The sequence below is a fragment of the Streptomyces sp. NPDC020845 genome, assembly GCF_044334165.1.
Classification (GTDB): domain Bacteria; phylum Actinomycetota; class Actinomycetes; order Streptomycetales; family Streptomycetaceae; genus Streptomyces.
On sequence record NZ_JBIRSJ010000006.1, the window covers coordinates 289,465 to 309,835 of the forward strand.

18 protein-coding genes are annotated in these 20,371 nt (G+C 71.3%); 6 read left to right on the plus strand and 12 right to left on the minus strand.

Going from position 1 to position 20,371, the window contains the following annotated elements; genetic code table 11:
• Positions 1–146: 146 nt before the first annotated feature.
• Entirely contained in the window at positions 147–1,124 is a 978-nt protein-coding gene (locus ACH4U7_RS17065; RefSeq protein ID WP_398528701.1) for a hypothetical protein, read from the minus strand.
• A 395-nt stretch (positions 1,125–1,519) separates the two neighbouring features.
• Between ACH4U7_RS17065 and ACH4U7_RS17070 the strand changes: the two genes are divergently transcribed.
• The gene (locus ACH4U7_RS17070; protein ID WP_398528702.1) at positions 1,520–1,972 is read left to right on the plus strand and encodes a hypothetical protein; all 453 of its coding nucleotides are present in this window, start codon (positions 1,520–1,522) and stop codon (positions 1,970–1,972) included.
• 45 nt (positions 1,973–2,017) lie between these two features.
• On the opposite strand, the gene ACH4U7_RS17075 is transcribed toward ACH4U7_RS17070, so the two are convergent.
• A complete protein-coding gene (locus ACH4U7_RS17075; RefSeq protein ID WP_398528703.1) occupies positions 2,018–3,061 on the minus strand; it encodes a hypothetical protein in 1,044 nt (347 codons plus the stop codon).
• A gap of 126 nt (positions 3,062–3,187) precedes the next feature.
• On the opposite strand from ACH4U7_RS17075, the gene ACH4U7_RS17080 reads away from it, so the two are divergent.
• The 5 genes from ACH4U7_RS17080 (at position 3,188) to ACH4U7_RS17100 (ending at position 7,639) form a co-directional block, all read left to right on the plus strand.
• A complete protein-coding gene (locus ACH4U7_RS17080) occupies positions 3,188–3,589 on the plus strand; it encodes an NTP pyrophosphohydrolase (RefSeq protein ID WP_398528704.1) in 402 nt (133 codons plus the stop codon).
• A 67-nt stretch (positions 3,590–3,656) separates the two neighbouring features.
• Positions 3,657–4,658, plus strand: a complete 1,002-nt coding sequence (locus tag ACH4U7_RS17085) for a FecCD family ABC transporter permease (protein WP_398528705.1) — start codon at positions 3,657–3,659, stop codon at positions 4,656–4,658.
• Positions 4,655–5,716 (plus strand): FecCD family ABC transporter permease, encoded by a 1,062-nt coding sequence (locus ACH4U7_RS17090; protein ID WP_398528706.1) that lies wholly within the window; start codon positions 4,655–4,657, stop codon positions 5,714–5,716. Before ACH4U7_RS17085 ends, ACH4U7_RS17090 begins: the two co-directional genes overlap by 4 nt.
• Positions 5,713–6,564 carry an ABC transporter ATP-binding protein gene (locus ACH4U7_RS17095; protein WP_398528707.1) on the plus strand — a complete coding sequence of 284 codons (852 nt, stop codon included), beginning with the start codon at positions 5,713–5,715 and terminating at the stop codon, positions 6,562–6,564. Before ACH4U7_RS17090 ends, ACH4U7_RS17095 begins: the two co-directional genes overlap by 4 nt.
• Before the next feature lie 37 nt (positions 6,565–6,601).
• Positions 6,602–7,639 (plus strand): ABC transporter substrate-binding protein, encoded by a 1,038-nt coding sequence (locus ACH4U7_RS17100; protein ID WP_398528708.1) that lies wholly within the window; start codon positions 6,602–6,604, stop codon positions 7,637–7,639.
• A 61-nt stretch (positions 7,640–7,700) separates the two neighbouring features.
• Here the strand turns inward: ACH4U7_RS17100 and ACH4U7_RS17105 are convergent, their stop codons facing one another.
• The 10 genes from ACH4U7_RS17105 to ACH4U7_RS17150 all read right to left on the minus strand — a co-directional run bounded on the left by ACH4U7_RS17105 (position 7,701) and on the right by ACH4U7_RS17150 (position 20,366).
• Positions 7,701–9,161 carry an amino acid permease gene (locus tag ACH4U7_RS17105; RefSeq protein ID WP_398528709.1) on the minus strand — a complete coding sequence of 487 codons (1,461 nt, stop codon included), beginning with the start codon at positions 9,159–9,161 and terminating at the stop codon, positions 7,701–7,703.
• Positions 9,162–9,440: 279 nt separating this feature from the next.
• Entirely contained in the window at positions 9,441–11,429 is a 1,989-nt protein-coding gene (gene dxs, locus ACH4U7_RS17110) for a 1-deoxy-D-xylulose-5-phosphate synthase (protein ID WP_398528710.1), read from the minus strand.
• A gap of 239 nt (positions 11,430–11,668) precedes the next feature.
• Entirely contained in the window at positions 11,669–12,958 is a 1,290-nt protein-coding gene (locus tag ACH4U7_RS17115; protein WP_398528711.1) for a sugar ABC transporter permease, read from the minus strand.
• Positions 12,955–13,743, minus strand: a complete 789-nt coding sequence (locus tag ACH4U7_RS17120) for an ATP-binding cassette domain-containing protein (RefSeq protein ID WP_014175708.1) — start codon at positions 13,741–13,743, stop codon at positions 12,955–12,957. The genes ACH4U7_RS17115 and ACH4U7_RS17120 overlap by 4 nt, the downstream gene beginning before the upstream one ends.
• Before the next feature lie 388 nt (positions 13,744–14,131).
• Positions 14,132–15,235, minus strand: coding sequence for a substrate-binding domain-containing protein (locus ACH4U7_RS17125; protein ID WP_398528712.1), 1,104 nt, complete (start codon positions 15,233–15,235; stop codon positions 14,132–14,134).
• A gap of 279 nt (positions 15,236–15,514) precedes the next feature.
• Positions 15,515–16,714, minus strand: coding sequence for an ROK family transcriptional regulator (locus ACH4U7_RS17130; RefSeq protein ID WP_089509173.1), 1,200 nt, complete (start codon positions 16,712–16,714; stop codon positions 15,515–15,517).
• A 329-nt stretch (positions 16,715–17,043) separates the two neighbouring features.
• Positions 17,044–17,808: a hypothetical protein gene (locus ACH4U7_RS17135; RefSeq protein WP_398528713.1), complete on the minus strand. Its 765-nt coding sequence runs from the start codon at positions 17,806–17,808 to the stop codon at positions 17,044–17,046.
• Positions 17,809–17,811: 3 nt separating this feature from the next.
• Entirely contained in the window at positions 17,812–18,069 is a 258-nt protein-coding gene (locus ACH4U7_RS17140) for a phosphopantetheine-binding protein (RefSeq protein WP_358633209.1), read from the minus strand.
• 19 nt (positions 18,070–18,088) lie between these two features.
• The gene (locus ACH4U7_RS17145; RefSeq protein WP_398528714.1) at positions 18,089–19,372 is read right to left on the minus strand and encodes an alanine racemase; all 1,284 of its coding nucleotides are present in this window, start codon (positions 19,370–19,372) and stop codon (positions 18,089–18,091) included.
• Positions 19,359–20,366 (minus strand): 3-oxoacyl-[acyl-carrier-protein] synthase III C-terminal domain-containing protein, encoded by a 1,008-nt coding sequence (locus ACH4U7_RS17150; RefSeq protein ID WP_398528715.1) that lies wholly within the window; start codon positions 20,364–20,366, stop codon positions 19,359–19,361. The genes ACH4U7_RS17145 and ACH4U7_RS17150 overlap by 14 nt, the downstream gene beginning before the upstream one ends.
• Positions 20,367–20,371 lie beyond the last annotated feature (5 nt).

The following is a 20,371-nucleotide window of genomic DNA, read 5'->3' on the forward strand; positions in this document are numbered from 1 at the left end:
GCCGCGGGGTTGGCCCCCCCGGCCCGGCGGCGGCGCCGTGGTGTGGTTTTTGTGTGTTTGTGCGCCCGCCCCCCCCCGCGGGGCCGGGGGCGCCCCCCTAAAAAAACCCACCACAAATCCACCGGCATTGACGTTGGAGAACAAGCTCACACCTGGTCGGCCCAGAGGAGACGGCCGTCGGCCTGGATGTGCAGCGTCGGTGAGTGCTCCCGGTACCCCCACGCGGAAGCGTTCGCCTCGGCCACCCAGGCCCTTGCCTGGAATGCCTGGGCGGCGACGATGGGTGCGGCGCAGCCGTCGAGCGGGCTGGTCACGGTGGCACCGGCCGGGACGGTGACGTCGCGCGCGGTGCCCCACGGCGCGGGGCAGTCGTGCTGGGCCCCGGCCTGGACGTAAGCGATCCTGGCCTTCACCGTGGCCGCCCGGGTCGAGGAGTTGCTGAACTGGACGACGAAGGACAGGGAGTCCTTGCCGACTTTGGTGCAGGGCCGCCATGACACGGCGCCCACCGCCCGCACAGGTCCGCAGCGGTGATTGCCTTTCAGATCGGCCATCCGCGCGACGTCCCCGCCGCCCGATGCCCCGTCTCCTTCCGAGGCGCCGCTGCGCAGCGCCATGGTGCCGGTGATCAGCCCCACGGCGATCGCCGTCGCCACGGCGAATTGCCATCCTCTCCGCTTCGGAAGAGCCTGCGTTTCGGGGGCGGTGTTTGACTCGGTGGCGGTGTTTGTTTCGGTAGCGGTGTTCGTTTCAGAAACGGCGTGCGTCGCGACGGTGGCCGCGGGGGCGAGACAGGCGAGGACTTCATCCCTCCAGCCGGGACCCGCCTCCTCTTTCAACCGCCGTGCGAGGTCCGCGATTTCGACGCCGATCTTCGGCAGCTCCTGAGCGCTGCGCGGCGCCTTTTGCGCGAGCGCCCGCGCGATTGCTTCGCAGTCCTCCTGGCTGGGCAGTCGGTTCTTCTTGCTGCCGGGCAGCAATTGATCGCGGCCTTTGAGCCAGTACGACAGCAGAGGCAGATCGATTCTCTTACGGCTCCGACCGGCACGCTCGAACTCCAGGCGCTCTCGCGTCAGCTCCGCGACCAGACCGGCCCGGGTGGGGCGTCGCGCGGTGTCGGTCACCTGGCCGACCGTGGCCGCCCATGCGTCGAGGGCTTGGACCAAGGCGTGCGCCAAGTCCCTGAAGAGCTCGGTCGGTTCCCCCATGAACACCCCCGCAGTGAATGCCGTTAACTATAGAACACCACTTCATCGCGGGCCAGTCAGCGGCGGCCGAGCCGGTTCCGGTTGCACCGCAACGCGAGGGTCCGCAGGTCAGAGCGGTGCACATGGCAGTGCAACGAGCCACGCCGTTGCACCACGTGCCCACCCTCCCGGACCGGTGCACGGTGGTCTCCGTCGGCGCGGTTCGCACCGCCGACCACCCCGGACCCGAACGGAAGGACCTCCACCATGTGCCGGCGATGCAAAGGCGACGGGAAGTGCACGACCTGCGGCGGCTCCGGATACCGCGGCGTATGGAAGTGCGACAGCTGCCGCGGCAGCGGCGACTGCAAGGCCTGCGACGGCCGCGGCTAGCCCACCCCGAAAACCTGGAGCATTTCATGATGTACGAAGACGCACTGCTGGAAAAGCTCGTCAGCCGGGCCGACGACGAAGACTGCGAAGCCCCGCTCCCCATCACCATCATGGTGGGCGGCGTCATCATCACCGGCGCCATTCTCCCCCGGGACGAATGGCTCAGGCAGCACATGAGCCTGCTGTCCGAGAAGAGTTCGCTGACCGAATTCGCCAAGGATTTCGCCGCGGATATGCTGCGCCATGAGCCCGAGACCACCCATATACATCTGACCTGGGCGCGGATCGTCACCGGCGGCCCCGCCGTCCCCATCGACGATTACGGGCTGCTGCGGGTGCCGCTGTCCGAGGTGGGCGCCTGGACCATCGGCGATCTCAACCCCATCGGCTGAGGTACGAACCCGGCTGCCCACGGGTGGGGTGGGCGGCTGCCCGCCTCACTCCCCCACCCGCCCCCACGCCCGGAGCGCCAGCCCCGGCTCGTCCGTCTTCTGGCGGGCCACCAGCAGCGCGCCGTCGCCCGCGAGAGCGGCGAGTACGACCAGGCCCAGGCCGTCCAGGGCCAGCGCGGGCCATCCCGTGCCCGGCTGGCCCGAGGACGTCCACCACACCCCCGCCGCCTCGTCCTCCGTGGGGTGCGCCGCGACTCCGAGACGTCCGCTCTTGGCGTCGCGGTGGGCCAGCACCGTGCAGTCGTGGCCGTCCACGGTGGTACGGATCACCGCGACCGGCCCGGTGCCCGACTCCCCGCCCAGCGGCGCCGCCTCGTCCGCACCGGGCCGCCAGGCCAGCACGCCGCGTCCCTCCGCGTCGCGCCAGTAGTGCGTGACCGTGTCGCGGCCGCTGGCGAGGGCGGCGGCGGAGGCGGCCTCGGGGCGGGCGGGAATGTCCTCGGCGCGCTCGTACGCGGCGCCGGACTCGGGCTGGTACCAGCGCAGGGCACCGCCGCCGGCCGGAGCGAGCAGTTCGACGCGCCCGTCGGCGGTCGCGGCCGCGGACAGCCCGTCCAGTACGCCGACGCCCTTGAGGTCGGTCCACCCGCCCCACTTGCCCTTGCCGTCCTGCCGCCGCGCGCTGACCCCGCGTCCGGCGTTGCGTACGAAGACGTGCACGGCCCCCGAGGAGTCCACGGCCGCCGCCGGGGCCCCGGTGCGCTGTGCCTTGCCCCGGTCCTTGGGGTGCGGGGTGCCGAGGGAGTGCCAGGCCGTCAAGGGTCTGGCGGTCTGGAACTGGGTGGCGTGGACGATGTCCACGTCCGGGCCGTCGCCGCCGCCCTGCCGGTGCCGCAGCCCCAGCAGATGGGCATAGCCGTCGGCGCCCTGGGCCACCGTCAGCGCGGTCAGGCCGGGCACTTCGATCAGCCGCGGCCCGGTCCACCGCGGGCCCCCGGGCCGCTCCTCGGTCCAGCGGGCGATGCCGCCCGCCACCGGTGCGTAGGCCGTGAGCCTGCCGTCCTTGCCGCGGAGCAACCGCAACGCCATGGCCCGCTGCAACCCTTCCCTGACGTCGTTCCCCCTGGGTGAGCCCGGGTGGGCCTCCACGAGGTCCACGAGGCTTGCGCGTCACCCCTGCTGACGCGATGCCACCCATAGTATTTTGCCTCCCTTATGGAAGGTCTTGTCGTCGTGGACGCGGCGAATGTCATCGGTTCGGTGCCCGACGGCTGGTGGCGGGACCGGCGCGGCGCGGCCGAGCGGCTGCGGGACCGGCTCGCCGCCCTCGCCGAGAGCGGGCTGCCGCCCCGTCCCGGGGTCCCGGAGTGGGCCGGGCGGCCGCCCGTGGACATCGTGCTCGTGGTCGAGGGCGCCGCGCGCGATGTGGCGCCCGTGCCGGGGGTGCGGGTGGAGCGGGCGCCGGGCAGCGGGGACGACCGGATCGTGGAGGTGGTGGCGGCCCGCGAGCCGGGGCGGCCGTGTCTGGCGGTGACCGCCGACCGGGAGCTGCGGACGCGGGTACGGGCGCTGGGGGCCGAGGTCACAGGCCCGCGCTCGGTCCGCCCCGCCGACTGAGCGGCCCGCCGGCCCCACGTACTCTTAGGCAAGCCTTGGCTAAGAGCACGGAAGAGAGAAGGGGCGAATGTCGGGAGTCGCGCGCCGCCGCGTCGGCTGGATATCCGCGGCGGCGCTGCTGCTCCTGGCCGCCGTGGTGCTCAGCCTCGCGGTCGGCAGCCGCCAGATCGCCATCGGCGAGGTGTACGACGCCCTGCTGCACGGCGGTACGAGCGACAACGCCCAAGTCGTACGGTCCCTGCGGGTGCCGCGGACCGTCATCGGCGTCATGGTCGGGGTGGCCCTCGCCGTGGCCGGCACCGTACTTCAGGGGATCACCCGCAACCCGATCGCCGAGCCCGGCATCCTGGGCATCAGCCAGGGGGCCTCGCTGGGCGTGGTCTGCGCGATCGCGTTCTTCGGGGTGCACACGCTGAACGGGTACGTCTGGTTCGCCTTCGCGGGCGCGGCGCTCGCGGCGGTGTGCGTGTACGCGGTGGCCAGCAGCGGACGCGGGGGCGCGTCGCCGGTCAAACTCGCCCTGGCCGGTGCCGCGATGAACGCGTTCATCGCCTCGGTGGTCTCGGCGATCGTCACCACCAACGCCCGGGTCCTGGACGAGTTCCGGTTCTGGGACGTGGGCTCGCTCGGCGGGCGTGACGCCACGATCGCCGGCCAGACCTGGCCGTTCCTGGCCGCCGGGCTGCTGCTGGTGCTGGCGATGGCCCGCGGGCTCGACGCGCTCGCCCTCGGCGACGACGTCGCGCGGGGGCTTGGCCGCAATGTCGCGCTGCTGCGGATGGCGGGCACCGTGGGCGCGACCGTGCTGACGGGTGTCGCGGTCGCCGCCGCGGGCCCGATCGCCTTCACCGGCCTGGCCGTTCCGCATATCGCGCGCGCCCTCGTCGGCACCGGCCACCGCTGGCTGCTGCCGATGGCCGCGCTGCTCGGCCCGGTGATGATCCTCACCTCGGATGTCATCGGCCGTATCGTCTTCCCGCCCTCGGAGGTGCCGGTGTCCGTGATGACCGCCCTGGCGGGCGTGCCGTTCCTGATCGCTCTGGTGCGCAGGAAGGCGGTCACAGCGTGAGCAGCATCCGGGCCGTGCACGCCGCCGGGTACACCGTGGTCAGGGCCGGGCGGGGCAGCTTCCTCGTCCACCGCAGGGCCGTTGTGGCGGCCGTCGTCCTCGCCGCCGCGCTGGCCGTGGCCGTTGTGGCGTCGCTGTGCGTCGGCGAGTCGTTCGTGTCGCCGACGGAGGTCGTACGGGTGCTGCTGGGTCAGCCCAGCCCCGACGAGCTGGTGGTGGGCACCCTCCGGCTGCCGCGCCTGGTGACCGGGCTGCTGGTCGGCGTGGCCTTCGGGCTGTCCGGAGCACTGATCCAGACCATGGCCCGCAATCCGCTCGCCAGCCCCGATGTCATCGGGGTGACGCATGGCGCGGGCGCGGCCACGGTCGCCGCCATGACCTTCGGCATCACCTCGTACACCGCCCTGCCGTATGTGTCGGTCGGCGGCGGTCTCGCGGCTGCCGCGCTGGTCTACGTGTTCGCCTGGCGCAAGGGGCTCAGCGCCTCGCGCTTCGTCCTCATCGGCATCGGGATCTCGGTGGCCCTGGGCTCGCTGTCCCGGCTGTTTCTGACCAAGGGCGACTATCTGGTGGCCCAGCAGGCCAAGGTCTGGCTCACCGGGTCGCTCAACGGCCGCGGTTACGACCAGGCCGCGCCGCTCGCGACGGCGCTGCTGCTCCTGCTGGTGCCGCTGCTGTGGGCGGCCCGGGCGCGGCGCGGGGTGTCGCTGGACGACGATACGGCCACCGCGCTGGGCGTGCGGCTGGACCGGGTCCGGCTGGGGTTGAGCGGCCTCGGGGTGGTTCTCGCGTCTGTCGCCACCGGCGCCGCCGGTCCGGTGGACTTCGTGGCACTGCTCGCCCCGCAGATCGCGCGCCGGGTCGCGCGCACCGAGCAGCCGCCGCTGCTGTGTTCGGCGCTGACCGGGGCGCTGGTCGTGGTCACGGCGGATCTGCTGGCCCGCAGGCTCTTCTCGCCGACCGAGCTGCCGGTCGGCGTGTTCACCGCCCTGGTGGGCGCCCCGTATCTGATGTGGCTGCTCATCCGCACCCGTAGCCGTTCCGGAGGCACCGCGTGACCGACAACCGCCTGACCGCGCGGGAGCTGACCCTCGCGTACGAGGACCGCACGGTCGTCGACGGCCTCGATCTGGAGATCCCGCACGGCAAGGTCACGGTGATCGTCGGCCCCAACGCCTGCGGCAAGTCCACCCTGCTGCGCGCGCTCGGCCGTCTCCTCAAGCCGCGGCGCGGGTCGGTGCTGCTGGACGGCGCCGAGCTGTCCCGCCTTCCGACCAAGCGGATCGCCCAGGCCATCGGGCTGCTGCCGCAGACCCCGGTGCCGCCGGAGGGGATCACGGTGGCGGATCTGGTCTCGCGCGGCCGGCAGCCGCACCAGAAGTGGTGGCAGCAGTGGTCGGAGGACGACGAGCGGGCCGTCGGCGAGGCCATGGAGCGCACCGGGACCGCCGAGCTCGCACAGCGCCCGGTCGACGAGCTCTCCGGCGGCCAGCGGCAGCGCGTGTGGATCGCCATGGCGCTCGCTCAGGACACCGATGTGCTGCTGCTCGACGAGCCGACGACCTATCTCGACATCGCCCACCAGGTGGAGGTGCTCGACCTGGTCCGGCAGCTCAACCACGACCGCGGCCGCACCGTGGTCGCGGTGCTGCACGATCTGAACCAGGCGGCGCGCTACGCCGACCACCTGATCGCCATGCGGGGCGGGCGGATCGTCGCGGAGGGCGCGCCGGGGGACATCGTCACCGCGGAGCTGGTGCAGGAGGTCTTCGGGCTGGCCTCGGTCGTCGTACCGGATCCGGTGACGGGCGATCCGCTGGTGGTCCCGGGCACTCCGTGGGCGGCGGCTGGGGGCGGTGCTACCGGGGGTGGCGCTACCGCCGCACCCGTACGCAACATAAGGTAAGCCTCGCCTAAGAACTGCCTGTGACAGGAGCCCTGCCATGTCCCCTCGACGCCGCGGTACCGCCGCCGTCGCCCTCGCTGTCGCCGCCGCGCTGTCCCTCGCGGCCTGCGGCGGCTCCTCCGACGGCGAGAAGGAAGGGAGCGGCGGGCAGGGCGACAAGAAGTCCGTGTCCAAGGACGGCAAGGACTTCGCGAGCGCGGCCAAGAAGACCGCCGCGATGGGTACGGACGCCAAGGCCGGCCAGTGGCCGCGCACCATCACCCACGCCATGGGCAAGACCGAGCTGAAGGCCCAGCCCAAGCGGGTCGTCGTACTGGACGTCGGCGAGCTCGACAACGTGGTGTCGCTCGGCATCAAGCCGGTCGGCCTGGCGCCGACCGAGGGCTCCCCGGAGCTCCCGTCGTACCTGAAGAAGGAGGCGGGCGACCCGAAGAACGTCGGCACCATCAACAACCTCAACCTCGAGGCGATCGCCGGGCTCAAGCCCGATCTGATCCTCGGCAGCCAGCTGCGCGCCGCGGACAAGTACGACGAGCTGTCGAAGATAGCGCCGACCGTCTTCTCCATCCGCCCTGGCTTCACCTGGAAGCAGAACTACCTCCTCAACGCCGCAGCGCTGGACAAGACGGCCGAGGCCAAGGCGGAACTCGCCGACTACGACAAGAAGGTCAAGGCGCTGGACACCAGACTGGGTGCCAAGAAGCCGACCGTCTCCATGGTCCGGTTCATGCCCGACGGTGTGATCCGGCTCTACGCCAACGCCTCGTTCATCGGCACGATCCTGAAGGACGCGCACATTCCGCGGCCGAAGAACCAGGACGTCGAAGACCTCGCCACCGAGATCAGCGCCGAGAACATCGACAAGGCCGACGCCGACTACATCTTCACCGGCGTCTACGGGGACCCGAAGGCCACGGACCGCTCCAAGGCGCAGGGCAACCCGCTGTGGAAGAACCTCAAAGCGGTCAAGGCCGGTCACGCCACCGACGTCCCGGACGAGACCTGGTACCTGGGCCTCGGGGTGATGGCCGCGGACAAGGTCGTGGCGGACCTGGAACAGCGCCTGACCGCATAGCAACGCCTCACCACGGAGCAGCGCCTCACCGCATTGCGATGGCGCGGGCCGGGGCGGGGCCTCAGCTCCGCCCCGCCTCGGCGGCCTGGCCCATCCGGCTGTGGCGGCGCCCGTAGAGGAAGTAGACGACGAAGCCGATCGCCATCCACACCCCGAACCGCACCCAGGTCTCGGCGGGCAGGTTCAGCATCAGCCACAGCGAGGCGGCGACCGAGGCGATCGGCAGCACCGGCACCCAAGGGGCGCGGAAGGCGCGGGGCAGGTCGGGGCGGGTTCGGCGGAGCACGATGACGCCGAGGGCGACCACGACGAAGGCGAAGAGCGTGCCGATGTTCACCAGCGCCGCCAGTTCGGAGATGCTGGTGAACCCGGCGACGACGGCGATGACTGCGCCGAGCACGACCGTCGAGCGGTACGGCGTGGCGTACTTCGGGTGCACCTTCGAGAAGACCCTGGGCAGCAGCCCGTCCCGGCTCATGGCGAAGAAGACGCGGGTCTGCCCGAGCAGCAGGATCAGACAGACGGTGGTGAGCCCGATCGCCGCGCCGAAGCTGATGAGGCCCGCGTAGAAGGGGTGTCCGGTCGCCTTGAAGGCGTCGGCGAGCGGGGCGTCCACCGACAGCTCGGTGTACTTCTGCATGCCGGTGACGACGATGGACACCGCGACGTAGAGCACGGTGCAGATGAAGAGCGAGCCGAGGATGCCGCGCGGCATGTCCCGCTGCGGGTTTCTGGTCTCCTCGGCCGTGGTGGCCACGATGTCGAAGCCGATGAAGGCGAAGAAGACCACGGCGGCGGCGGTGAAGATGCCCTGGACGCCGAAGGAGGTCGGCTGATACTCGGACAACACCTCGATCAGCGGGGCCTTGAGCCCGGCGCTGGTGGCCGTCTCCCGGGCCGGCGGGATGAAGGGGTGGTAGTTCTCGCCGTGGATGAAGAAGGATCCGGCGATGATGACCAGCAGCACCACGGTCACCTTGATGGCGACCACCACTGCCGTGACCCGCGCGGACAGCTTCATGCCCAGGACCAGAATCCCCGTCAGCAGCAGCACCAGCAGAAAGGCGAGGATGTCGAAGCCGAAGCCGTGGGCCACATCGGGGCCCGACAGCACATCCGGCAGATGCCATCCCGCGTTGTCCAGCAGCGAGCGCACATAGCCGGACCAGCCGACCGCCACCACGGCGGTGGCCAGGGCGAATTCCAGGACCAGGTCCCAGCCGATGATCCAGGCGGGCAGTTCGCCCAGCGAGGCGTACGAGAAGGTGTACGCGGATCCGGCCACCGGCACGGTGGAGGCGAACTCGGCGTAGCACAGCGCGGCCAGCGCACAGACGACCCCGGCGGCCACGAAGGCGAGCGCGGTCGCGGGCCCCGCCTGCTGTTTGGCCACCGCTCCGGTCAGCACGAAGATACCGGTGCCGATGATCACGCCGACGCCGAAGACGGTCAGGTCGAGGGCGGAGAGCGTCCTGGTCAGGGCGTGCTCGGGCTCCTCGGTGTCCTGGATGGACTGTTCCACGGACTTCGTCCGGAAGAGTCCTTTGGGTCCCCTGCCTCCGGCCCTGTTCCCGGCGCCTCCGCTGTCTGGTTCTTGTCCGTTCACCGCGCCACCTCCACGCCTGCCCGTGCGCGCCATCGTTGTGGTTACCGGGCATGCGGGATGTATGCACACTCTCCGGCATTCCCGATTCACCCGATGGGGCGCGGCGGCGGGAAAAGGACTGGGCCGGTCGGAGCACCGCGCGTGTCGCGCGGCGGCCCCGACCGGCCCGGGTCGGAGGTGATGGTGCGGGGGGGATCAGTCCCGTACGGGCTCGGCCGCGGTGGACTGCGCCGCCGCCCCCGTCCCGGCGGGCTCGGCCGCGGCGGCCGACGCTGCCGGGTCGACCGACTCGTCCTCGTATCGTCCGCCGATCCTGGAGACCAGGCCGGTGACCTGGCGGGCGATGTCCGGGGCGGTCAGCCCGATCTCCGCCATGACCTCCTTGCGGGAGGCGTGGTCGAGGAAGCGGGGCGGGATGCCGAAGTCGCGCAGCGGCATGTCCACTCCGGAGTCGCGCAGCGCCTGCGCGATGGCGGAGCCCACGCCGCCGACCCGGATGTTGTCCTCGACGGTGACCACGACGCGGTGCCGCTCGGCGAGCGCGGGCAGCTCCTCGTCCACGGGCTTGACCCAGCGCGGGTCCACCACCGTGGCGGAAATGCCTTGTTTGTCGAGAAGGTCGGCGACCTCCAGACACATCGGGGCCAGCGCGCCGACCGAGACCAGCAGCACATCCGGCCGGTCCGCGTCCGCCGGGGCGGGCTCGCGCAGCACGTCCATGCCGCCGATCCGGCCCACCGCCCGGACCGCCGGGCCGACCGCGCCCTTCGAGTAGCGCACCACCGTCGGGGCCCCGTCCACCTCCACGGCCTCGCGCAGCTGGGCGCGGACCTGGTCGGCGTCGCGCGGGGCGGCGATCCGCAGCCCCGGGACGACCTGGAGGAGGGACATGTCCCACATGCCGTTGTGCGAGGCGCCGTCCGTACCGGTGATCCCGGCCCGGTCGAGGACGAAGGTCACCCCGCACTTGTGCAGCGCCACATCCATCAGGACCTGGTCGAAGGCGCGGTTGAGGAAGGTGGCGTAGACCGCGAAGACCGGGTGCAGCCCGCCGGTCGCCAGACCCGCCGCCGAGACGGCCGCGTGCTGCTCGGCGATGCCGACGTCGTAGACCCGGTCCGGGAACGCCTTGGCGAACTTGTCCAAACCGACCGGCTGGAGCATGGCCGCCGTGATCGCGACGATGTCCTCGCGCTCATGGCCGAGCTTGACCATCTCCTCGGCGAAGACCGAGGTCCAGTTGGCGCCGGACTCCGAGATCGGCAGACCGGTGTCCGGGTGGATCTTGCCGACCTGGTGGAAGCGGTCGGCCTCGTCCTGGAGGGCGGGCTGGTAGCCGCGGCCCTTCTCGGTCAGGCAGTGGACGATGACCGGACCGCCGAAGCGCTTGGCGCGCTGCAGCGCGGACTCCAGGGCCTCGATGTCATGGCCGTCGATCGGGCCCACGTACTTCAGGCCCAGGTCCTCGAACATGCCCTGCGGCGCGATGAAGTCCTTCAGCCCCTTCTTGGCCCCGTGCAGCGTCTCGTACAGCGGCCGGCCGACGACCGGGGTGCGCTCCAGGAGGTCCTTGCCGCGGGCCAGGAAGCGCTCATAGCCGTCGGTGGTGCGCAGGGTGGCCAGGTGGTTGGCGAGGCCGCCGATGGTCGGCGCGTACGAGCGCTCGTTGTCGTTGACGACGATGACCAGCGGGCGGTTCTTGGCCGCGGCGATGTTGTTGAGCGCTTCCCAGGCCATACCGCCGGTCAGCGCACCGTCACCGATGACCGCGACCACATGATCCTGCTTGCCCAGCAGCTCATTGGCCTTGGCCAGACCCTCGGCCCAGCCCAGCACGGTGGAGGCGTGGCTGTTCTCGATGACGTCGTGCTCGGACTCGGCGCGCGAGGGGTAGCCGGACAGCCCGCCCTTGCTCTTGAGCTTGGAGAAGTCCTGGCGGCCGGTGAGGAGTTTATGGACGTAGCTCTGGTGGCCGGTGTCCAGGAGCACCTTGTCCCTGGGCGAGTCGAAGACCCGGTGCAGGGCGATGGTGAGCTCCACCACGCCGAGGTTGGGGCCCAGATGGCCACCGGTCTTGGAGACGGCGTCGACGAGGAAGGTGCGGATCTCCGCGGCCAGCTGATCCAGCTGCTCCAGAGTGAGCCGGTCCAGATCACGCGGTCCCCTGATGTGGGTCAGCAGCACCCGTGCCTCCTTGCTGTCGAGTTTGCCGTCGTGCGTCTTTGCACTTGTGCCTGTCGAGCCTTGCCGGTCCGCCTGAGTCTAATGTTCTGTCCGGCGGGCGAAGGCCCGGTCCGTGCGATACGCGTCACGCGTTCGGCGGCAGAACACGCGTGCCCGGCACCGCCTGCGCGAGGCGGTGCCGGGCACGTGAGAAACGGCACAGCGGGTAACGGGGCTCCGCGCGTACGAGGCCCCTTGGCTCAGCCGCGTCCCGCCGAGCGCTGGGTCCTCCGCGAAACCGAGTCGATCACGACCGCGGCCAGCAGCACCGCACCGGTGATCATGTACTGCACGGAGTTGGCGACGCCCAGCAGCGCCATACCGGACGCGATGGAGCCGATGACGAGCATGCCCAGCAGCGCCGACCAGACCGAGCCGCGGCCGCCGAAGAGGCTGGTGCCGCCGATGACCGCGGCGGCGATCGCCTCCATGAGCAGGTTGCCGGTGCCGGCCTGCTGGCTCGCGGAGCCGATCCGGGAGGCGATCATGATTCCGCCGAACGCCGCCATCAGCCCGGACAGGGCGAACACCGAGATCCGCACCGCCGCCACATTGATGCCCGCGCGGCGGGCCGCCTCGACGCTGCCGCCCAGCGCGATCACCTTGCGCCCGTACGAGGTGCGGCGCACCACGAAGTCGAGGGCGAGCAGCACCACCACGAAGATGACGAGCGCCAGCGGCAGACCCTTGTACTCGTTGAGCCGCCAGGCCGCGGCGTAGGCGATGACGGCCAGCACCGCGGTGCGCACCAGGATCTCGCTCAGCGGCCGGGAGGGTATGCCGGCCGCCTTGCGGCGCCTGGCGTCCAGGAACTGGGCCAGGAAGAACGCAGCCACGGCGACCGTGGCCGCCCCGTACGCGGCGATCAGCTGTGAGAAGTAGTGACCGGACAGGGTCTGCACAAAGCCGTCGTCGTCGAGGTCGAGGGTGCCGGTGGTGCCCAGCACCTGCAGCATCAGCCCGTTCCAGGCCAGCAGACCGGCGAGGGTGACCACGAAGGCCGGGGTGCCGATCTTGGCGAAGAAGAAGCCGTGCAGCGCGCCGAGGGCGGCACCGAGGGCCAGCGCGATGACCACGGCGAGCACTTCGGGCACCCCGTGCCTGATGTTGAGCACCGCCATGGTGCTCGCGGCCAGCCCGCTGAGCGAGCCGACGGACAGGTCGATCTCGCCGAGCAGCAGCACGAAGACGATGCCGACCGAGATCAGGCCGGTGCCGACGATCAGGATCGACAGGTCGGAGAGGTTCTTGGGCGACAGGAAGGCGTCGTCCTTGATCTGGTAGACCGCCCAGATGATGGCGATGCCCACGATGACCGGGAGCGCGCCCAGCTCACCGCTGCGCAGCTTGCGGCCGAACTCCTGGAGGTAGCCCTTGAAGCCCTCCTGGCGCACCAGCAGCCGGGGGTCGACCGCGGTGACCGCGTCCTTGGCGACCGGGGCCACGTCCTCGGTGTCGCCGCCATTGGTCTCGTCGATCTTGGTGGTCACTTGGCGACCTCCGCGTTACGCGCCTTGCGGCGGGTCACGGCGTTGTCCGTGGCGCCGGTGATGGCGGAGATGATCTCTTCTTGAGAGGTGGTCTTCACATCGAAGGTGCCGTTGTTACGGCCGAGCCGCAGCACCGCGACCCGGTCCGCCACGGCCTTGACGTCGGCCATGTTGTGGCTGATGAGGATCACCGCGAGGCCACGCTCGCGCAGCCGCTCGACCAGGTCGAGGACCTGCGCGGTCTGCTCGACGCCCAGGGCCGCGGTCGGCTCGTCGAGGATGACCAGCTTGGGCTCGCCGAGCATCGAGCGGGCGATGGCGACGGTCTGCCGCTGGCCGCCGGAGAGCGAGGCGATCGGGATCCGCACACTGGGGATCCGAATGGACAGGGTCTGCAGCAGCTCGCGGGAGCGGCGCTCCATCTCGACCTCGTCGAGCACCCCGGCGCGCAGGATCTCGCGGCCGAGGAAGAGATTGCCGACCACGTCGATGTTGTCGCACAGGGCGAGGTCCTGGTACACGGTCGCGATGCCCAGCTCCTGGGCGTCGTGCGGGCGGCTGACCTGGACCGGCCTGCCCTCCCACTCGACGACGCCCTCGTCGGCGGGGCCGACTCCGGCGATCGCCTTGACGAGGGTCGACTTACCGGCACCGTTGTCGCCGACCAGGGCGACCACTTCACCGGCGCGGACCTCCAGGTCTATGTCCGTCAGCGCCTGGACGGCGCCGAACCGCTTGGAGATCCCGCGCAACGCCAACACGGGTTCATTCGGCACGATGGCCATCTCCGATCTGAGCAGGGGTGGACCCCTGCGGTGTTACGGGGAGGAGAGAACGCTCTCTCCTCTCGCCTTCTTGTGGGGGCTGTGGTGGTGCCGACAGCAGCGGCGGGCCGCCCGTGGCTCACGGGCGGCATTGGACCATCCGGCAGTAGGGCCCGCGGCGTCGCGTGCCGATGGGCGGCTCCCCCGTAGCTCCGCACGGGAGGTGCCCCCAGCCGCAACCCGCTCGTCGCACGCAGGGGGCACCTCCCAGCGGTAGCCGGGGGAGCCGCGGAGCTCTCCTCACGGGGCACGCCCATGCTTGCCCCTCGACCCTCCCCCTCGGCCCTGCGGGCCTGGGAGGTACTCCCTCCTTCACCCGCGCTCCCTACTCCCGGACGGTCTGAGCGCACTACTTGATGCCGAGCTTGTCGCACTCGGCCTTGAACTTGGCCGTGCAGATGTCGGAGACCTTGTACAGGCCGTCCTTGACCACGGTGTCCTTGATGTTGTCCTTGGTCATCGACACCGGCGGGATCAGCGTCGCCGGGATGCCCTTCTTGGTCGGGCTGTCGGCCGTGGCCTCGGCGGGGACCTTCTCACCGCGGCCGAGCGCGAGGGCCATCTTCGCGGCGGCCACCGCCTCCTGGCCGTAGGGCTTGTACACGCTCATGTACTGCGTGCCCGCCAGGACCCGCTGGACGCCCGCGAGTTCCGCGTCCTGCCCGGTGACCGGGGGCAGCGGGTCGACGCCACCTGCCTTGAGCGCGGAGATCGCGCCGCCGGCCATGGTGTCGTTGGCCGAGTAGACACCGATGATCTTGTCCTTGCCGAGCGAGTTGATCGCACCGGTCATGGCCTTGTTGGCCTCATCCGCCAGCCAGCGGTCGATGTCGTACTTCTTGGCGATGTCGACCTTGCCCTCCAGAACCGACAGCGCGCCCTTCTTGAACAGCGCCGCGTTCGGGTCGGCCTCCCAGCCGTTGAGCATGACGACCTTGCCGGACTTGGCCTTGCTGCCGAGCGCCTTGAGCAGCGCCTCGCCCTGCACCTTGCCGACCGTCTCGTTGTCGAACGAGGTGTACGCGGAGACCGGGCCCTCGGCGAGCCGGTCGTAGGCGACGACCGGGATTCCGGCCTCGTCGGCCTTCTTGACCGAGCTGGAGATGGCCTTGGAGTCCACCGAGTCGAGGATGATCACGTCCACCTTCTTGGTGATCATCGAGTCGACCTGCTGCTGCTGGACCGAGGTGTCCGACTTGGCGTTGGCGTACACGATCTTGCAGTCCGCACAGCCCGCCTTGATCTCCTTCTCGATCAGGGGGTGGTCCATCGCCTCGTATCTGGCGGTCTGGTCTTCCGGCAGGAGCAGGCCGATGGTGAGGGGGCCGGTCTTCTTCTTGTTGTCGTCCTTGCTCTTGTCGCCGGCCTCCTTGGCGGAGCCACAGGCAGCGAGCGAGACGGCCATCGAGACGGCGGCCGTGGCGACGACGACGCGACGCATCGTTGCGTTCATGTTGGGGGTGACCTCCCTGACGAGGCCGCGTCGTTGCGGCCGAGGTGGCTGGAAGTCAACTCGGCCGCCCGCATGACGTCAAGAAGTAAATCCTTAACGAGATGGCAACGGTGCCATTCGTTATCTGAGTGAACGCAGCGTGATCCGGTCCAGACCAGGCAGAAAAGCCGGGGCTCCGGGCACATTCAGTGCCCGGAGCCCCGGCTCGTTCCGGCGGTGAAGCGGGTCAAGTGGCCAGGCCCGCGGCGGCGGTGAGGCCGGTCAGGCCGGCGGCCCGGCTCAGGTGAGGGCGGGCGTGCCCGCCGACAGGGCGCCGTCGAGCAGCGTCGAGTCGCCCATCTCGCTCAGCACCAGCGCCAACGCGCCCAGCACCTCGGCCCGGCCGCCCAGCGCCCCCGGCATCACCGACAGCCGGCGGGCCGCGCTCGGGATGGCGTACCGCGCGACCGACTCCCGGATCGGGCCGAGCACCAGCTCCCCCGCCTCGGCGAGATGGCCGCCCAGCACCACCCGGCTCGGGTTGATCAGATTGCACAGATTCGCCACACCGCTGCCGATGTGCCGCCCCACGTCCGCGATCACCCGGCGGCAGCCGGGGTCGCCGTCCCGGGCCAGCTGCACCATGCGCTCCACGGTCAGGTCCGCGCCATGGCTGGAGTACAGCAGCGGCAGCACGTACCGGGCCGCGGTGAACGTCTCCAGACAGCCGCGGTTGCCGCAGCGGCACACCGGGCCCGACTCGTCCAGCGTGATGTGGCCGATCTCACCGGCCGTACCGCCGGGCCCGCGGTAGATATGCCCGCTGATCACCAGGCCCGCGCCGACACCGTCGGCGACCTTGATGTACGCGAGGTCGGCCACCCCGCGCCCGGCCCCCCACACCAGCTCGCCGAGCGCGCCCAGGTTGGCATCGTTGTCCACATGCACCGGCACGCCGAGGCGCTGGGCCAGGTCGTCGCGCGGATTGGTGCCCGCCCAGCCGGGCAGGATCGCGGTCGACCCGAGCGTGCCGGTCTCGACGTCGATCGGGGCCGGTACGCCGAGGCCGACCCCGACCACCTTGTCCTGGCTGATGCCGGTCGCCGCGATCAGCCTGCTGACCAGGTGTTCCGCCCGGTCCAGGCCCTGCGAGGCCGAGGCGTCCACGTCCAGCGGCTCGGACTCCTCGGCCAGCACCTGATGGGCCAGATTGCCGATCGCCACACGCAGATGCGTATGCCCGAAGTCCACGCCGACCACGATGCCCGCGTCCCCGCTGAGCGAGACGCTGCGCGCCCGGCGGCCGCCCGCCGAGGTCGGGGTGACCTCGACCGTGCCGCCGTCCTTGAGCTCACGGACGATATTGGAGACGGTGGCCGCGGACAGCCCGGTGGTCCGTGCGATCTCCGCCTGGGTGAGCGAACCCGCCATGCGCACCGCGCGGACCACCCGCTCGAGGTTGGCCCGGTGCAGCGACGACTGCGATCCCGGAGTCTCCACGCCTATCCGCTCCTGTCTCCACGCCTCCACGGGCGACACGACCGCCGCTCCGCCGGCCGGGCCGCAGCAATGAGGCCCGGCTTGTCTCCAACATGTGAACTCTAAGCTGAGCCGCCTCGGTTGTCCCCCGTCAAGTCCTTGACAGACCATGACGGAGCCAAGACGACTCCTTGATCGATTGGTGTGTACCAGGCCGGACGGTTGCGCTCCGCCGCGTCAGTGTGACTTGAGGCTTCCCGTGCCCTGCACCCACAATCTCGATATCGCGCCAGCGTACGACGGGCGCCGCCAGGCGGTAGGGGGCGTCCAGCACCTGAGCGATCGGGCGATCATGCCCCGACGAACACCGCGACATGCAGCCGGCCCAGCCCCCGGTCGCGGTCCGCGATCACCAGCCGCTCGGCGCCCTCCCCCGCCGCGTCCGCCGACGCATCGCGCAGCGCCCGCCACACCCCGGCGCAGCCGTGCGCCGCCTCGGCGGTCCGTACCGTGGCCCCCGCCGCCTCCAGGGGCCCCGCCAGGTCGCGCAGCCCGTCGCCCAGGACGTACGAGGTACGCGCGGCAGGCCCGAGCAGCGACAGGCAGTCCGCCGCCTCCCCGGCCCGCTCCTCCGCCACCGTCTCCAGGGCCCAGCCGCCTGTCCCGCCGAGGGCCAGCACCACCCCGGCCGCCGGGTCGAGCACGAACAGCGCGGCATCGCTCAGGCCCCCGCTCCGGTGGATACGGTCGAGCACCTTCAGACCGCTGAAGGGGGCGCCGATCCCCTGATCGGCGATCGAGAAGGCGCGCGGCTCGCCGGGGCATGCCTCGGCGAGGAAGCCGGCCGCCAGCCCGGCGGGGGCCGCGTCATACGCCTCGTGGGCCACCACCAGATAGTCCAGGGACCGCGACAGCCCCGGCCATGGCCCCGATGCCCCAGGGACGTACTGCCCGTCGCCGCCACCGGGCGTTCCCGCCAGCAGCTCGCCGCCCATCGCGACGAAGGAGCGCTCGCCGGGCGGCCCCGGAAAGTCCAGCCCCCAGGTCGCGCCCAGGCGCAGCCCCGCCACCCCCGCGACCGCCACGCCCGCGTCCGCCACCCCCGTATCCGCCATCCCTCACCGCTCGGCCGGGAGGCCGCGCATCAGGAAGTCGACGAGCGAGCCGACGGTCTCGAAGACGTCCGGTTCGATGGCGTCCGTGTCGACGACGACCCCCGCGTTGTCCTCCAGGTCGATCATGAGCTCGACGATGCTGGTGGAGTCGAGCCCCAGGTCCTCGAAGAGCCGCTTGCCCTCGTCCACCGGGGTGTCGGAGTACGGCACCATCGCGGCCACCGCCTTGCCGATCGTCTCGACCATCTGTGCGCGGTCCATCCCGGGCCTCCCGTGTCACTTACTGAACGAACTGGTGGTGTCGCTGCTTGCGCAGCAGGTCGTCGGCGGTGTCCCGGTCGCGGACCAGCAGCGGGCGACCCTCGTGGACCAGCACCTCGGCCGGGAATCCATGGCTGAGGAAGAGTCCGGGCGACGCCGTCGGGCCGTACGCGCCCGACCGCAGCACGGCCAGCACATCGCCCGGTGCGAGGCCGGGCAGGGGCACGCCGCGGGCGAGGGTGTCCTCGGGGGTGCACAGCGGGCCGGTGATGTGCCAGCGGCGCTCGGGCCCCGCGCCGTCGCCCGCGCCGTCACCCGCGACCGCCGCGACGGGGAAGTTGCGGCGGGCGTACGAGCCGACGCCGACCGCCGCCATGTGGTGGTGCGTACCGCCGTCGGTGACGGCGAACCACGTGTCGCGGGATTCCTTCACGTACTGAACCCGCACCAGGTAGGCCCCGGCGCGGGCGGTGAGGAAGCGCCCGGACTCCAGCAGCAGCCGGGTGCGCGGATGGCGGCGCGCGAAGTCGCCCACGACGGGCGTGAGCCCCGCGCGCAGCGCGTCGAGATCGAGGTCCTGTTCGTTCTCGAAGTACGCGACTCCGAGCCCGCCGCCGACGTCCACCGCCTCCAGCTCGATGCCCGTGGCCGCCGCGATCCGTTCGGCCAGCGCCAGCACCTGGGCGGTGTTCTCCACGATCGCCGCCGCGTCGAGGATCCGGGTGCCCAGATAGACGTGTACGCCCAGGGGCACGGCGTGCGTGAGCGCGCTCAACCGGTCCTTTCCGGCCAGCACTTGCTCCTCATCGATGCCGAACTGCCGGGGCTTGCCGCCCATGGCAAGACGCGAACCGGCCCCGCCGAAGGAGGGGTTGATCCGCAGCAGCACCCGCTGCCGCAGCCCCGCCTGACGCGCCGTCGCCTCGATGAGCTCCAGCTCTTCCCAGGACTCGCAGACGATGGCGTACACCCGGCCCTGGACGCAGGCGCGGATGTCCTCGGCGTTCTTTCCGGGGCCGAGGAAGATGATGTTCTCGGGGCGGGCCCCCGCCGTGCGGGCGGTGCGCAGCTCGACGAGGGAGGAGACCTCGGCGTGGGCGCCGTGCGCGAACAGCAGTGAGCAGACGCTGCTGTTGGGGTTGGCCTTCAGGGAGTAGAAGATCTCCATGGGGCGCGGCAGCGCCTCCGCGAGCGACCGGACCGCGCCCGCCAGCAGCTCGCCGTCGTAGACATACAGCGGAGTGCCGTAGTGGTCCGCCAGATCAGCGGCCCGGATCCCCTGGACGGCCTCAAAGCTCTCCATCGCGTCCTCCCTCGCTCCCTCGCCCGCCTTCTCGTTGCAGGACCGCGGCGCCGAAGGTGGCGCCGAGGCCGACGGTGGCCAGCACATACCGGTCCCCCGGCGCGAGCCGCCCGGAGGCGCGCAGCGAGGCCAGGTTGAGATACGGGTCGGCGCAGTTGGCGTGGCCCAGGCGAGGCAGATTGTCGAGGAAGACCTGGGAGAAGGGGATGCCCAGCTCCTTGGCCACGCCTTTCCAGGACAGGCGGTTGACGTTGTGCGGGACGATCCACCGTACGCCGTCGAGCCCGGTGCCCGCCTCCCCCAGCGCCTCCTGGATCACGGCGGCGAGGGCGGGGGCGTAGAACCGGGTGTACTCCCGCTCCCGGTCGGGGTCCTGGCCGCCGAGGCTGCGGTAGAACCGCCCGTACGTACGGAACGCGGAGCCGAGCAGCAGATCGCCCGGCACCCGCGGGCCCACCACACACGCGGCGGCGGCGTCGGCGACGACCGCGATCCCGGGGATGACGCCCCGCTCCGGGCGGGCCACCCGGTCGCCGGTGAGCAGCAGCGCGCTCCCGCCGGTCTCGGGTGTGAGCAGCTGTCCGGCCAGGAAGAGCGCGAACAGCCCGGCGGCGCAGTTCATCTGGCCGACCGCGAAGGCGGGGGCGTGGTCGAGGCCGAGGGCGGTGCAGACGCCGTCGAGCAGCTGGGCCCCCGCCGGGTCGGCCCCGGCGGAATCAGCCCCCGCCGGCCCCTGTCGCGGGCCCGCCTCCTCGCCGATCCGCGCGTACAGCACCTGGCGTATCTCGCGCGGGTCCGTGCCGCGCAGCGCCTCGCGGCCCGCCGCCGTGAGCATGTCGGCGAGCGAATGGCCGGTGCTTCGGGGGATATCGCGGAAGCCGAGATAGTCGCGGTAGAAGCGGGCCTTGGCGTCCGGGAGCCCGGCGCCCGCGGTGACGTCCGCGACCGTCAGCGCGGTGTGCGGGACGAAGGTGCCGACGGGCCCCAGGCGCATCGGCG

Bases quoted from the DNA above. Each gene is read 5' to 3' on its own strand.
- ACH4U7_RS17070 (WP_398528702.1), top strand. From the start codon at position 1,520: ATGGAAGTGCGACAGCTGCCGCGGCAGCGGCGACTGCAAGGCCTGCGA.
- ACH4U7_RS17075 (WP_398528703.1), bottom strand. From the start codon at position 3,061: ATGGCGTTGCGGTTGCTCCGCGGCAAGGACGGCAGGCTCACGGCCTAC.
- ACH4U7_RS17080 (WP_398528704.1), top strand. From the start codon at position 3,188: ATGGAAGGTCTTGTCGTCGTGGACGCGGCGAATGTCATCGGTTCGGTG.
- ACH4U7_RS17085 (WP_398528705.1), top strand. From the start codon at position 3,657: ATGTCGGGAGTCGCGCGCCGCCGCGTCGGCTGGATATCCGCGGCGGCG.
- ACH4U7_RS17100 (WP_398528708.1), top strand. From the start codon at position 6,602: ATGTCCCCTCGACGCCGCGGTACCGCCGCCGTCGCCCTCGCTGTCGCC.
- ACH4U7_RS17120 (WP_014175708.1), bottom strand. From the start codon at position 13,743: ATGGCCATCGTGCCGAATGAACCCGTGTTGGCGTTGCGCGGGATCTCC.
- ACH4U7_RS17125 (WP_398528712.1), bottom strand. From the start codon at position 15,235: ATGAACGCAACGATGCGTCGCGTCGTCGTCGCCACGGCCGCCGTCTCG.
- ACH4U7_RS17135 (WP_398528713.1), bottom strand. From the start codon at position 17,808: ATGGCGGATACGGGGGTGGCGGACGCGGGCGTGGCGGTCGCGGGGGTG.
- ACH4U7_RS17140 (WP_358633209.1), bottom strand. From the start codon at position 18,069: ATGGACCGCGCACAGATGGTCGAGACGATCGGCAAGGCGGTGGCCGCG.
- ACH4U7_RS17145 (WP_398528714.1), bottom strand. From the start codon at position 19,372: ATGGAGAGCTTTGAGGCCGTCCAGGGGATCCGGGCCGCTGATCTGGCG.
- ACH4U7_RS17150 (WP_398528715.1), bottom strand. From the start codon at position 20,366: ATGCGCCTGGGGCCCGTCGGCACCTTCGTCCCGCACACCGCGCTGACG.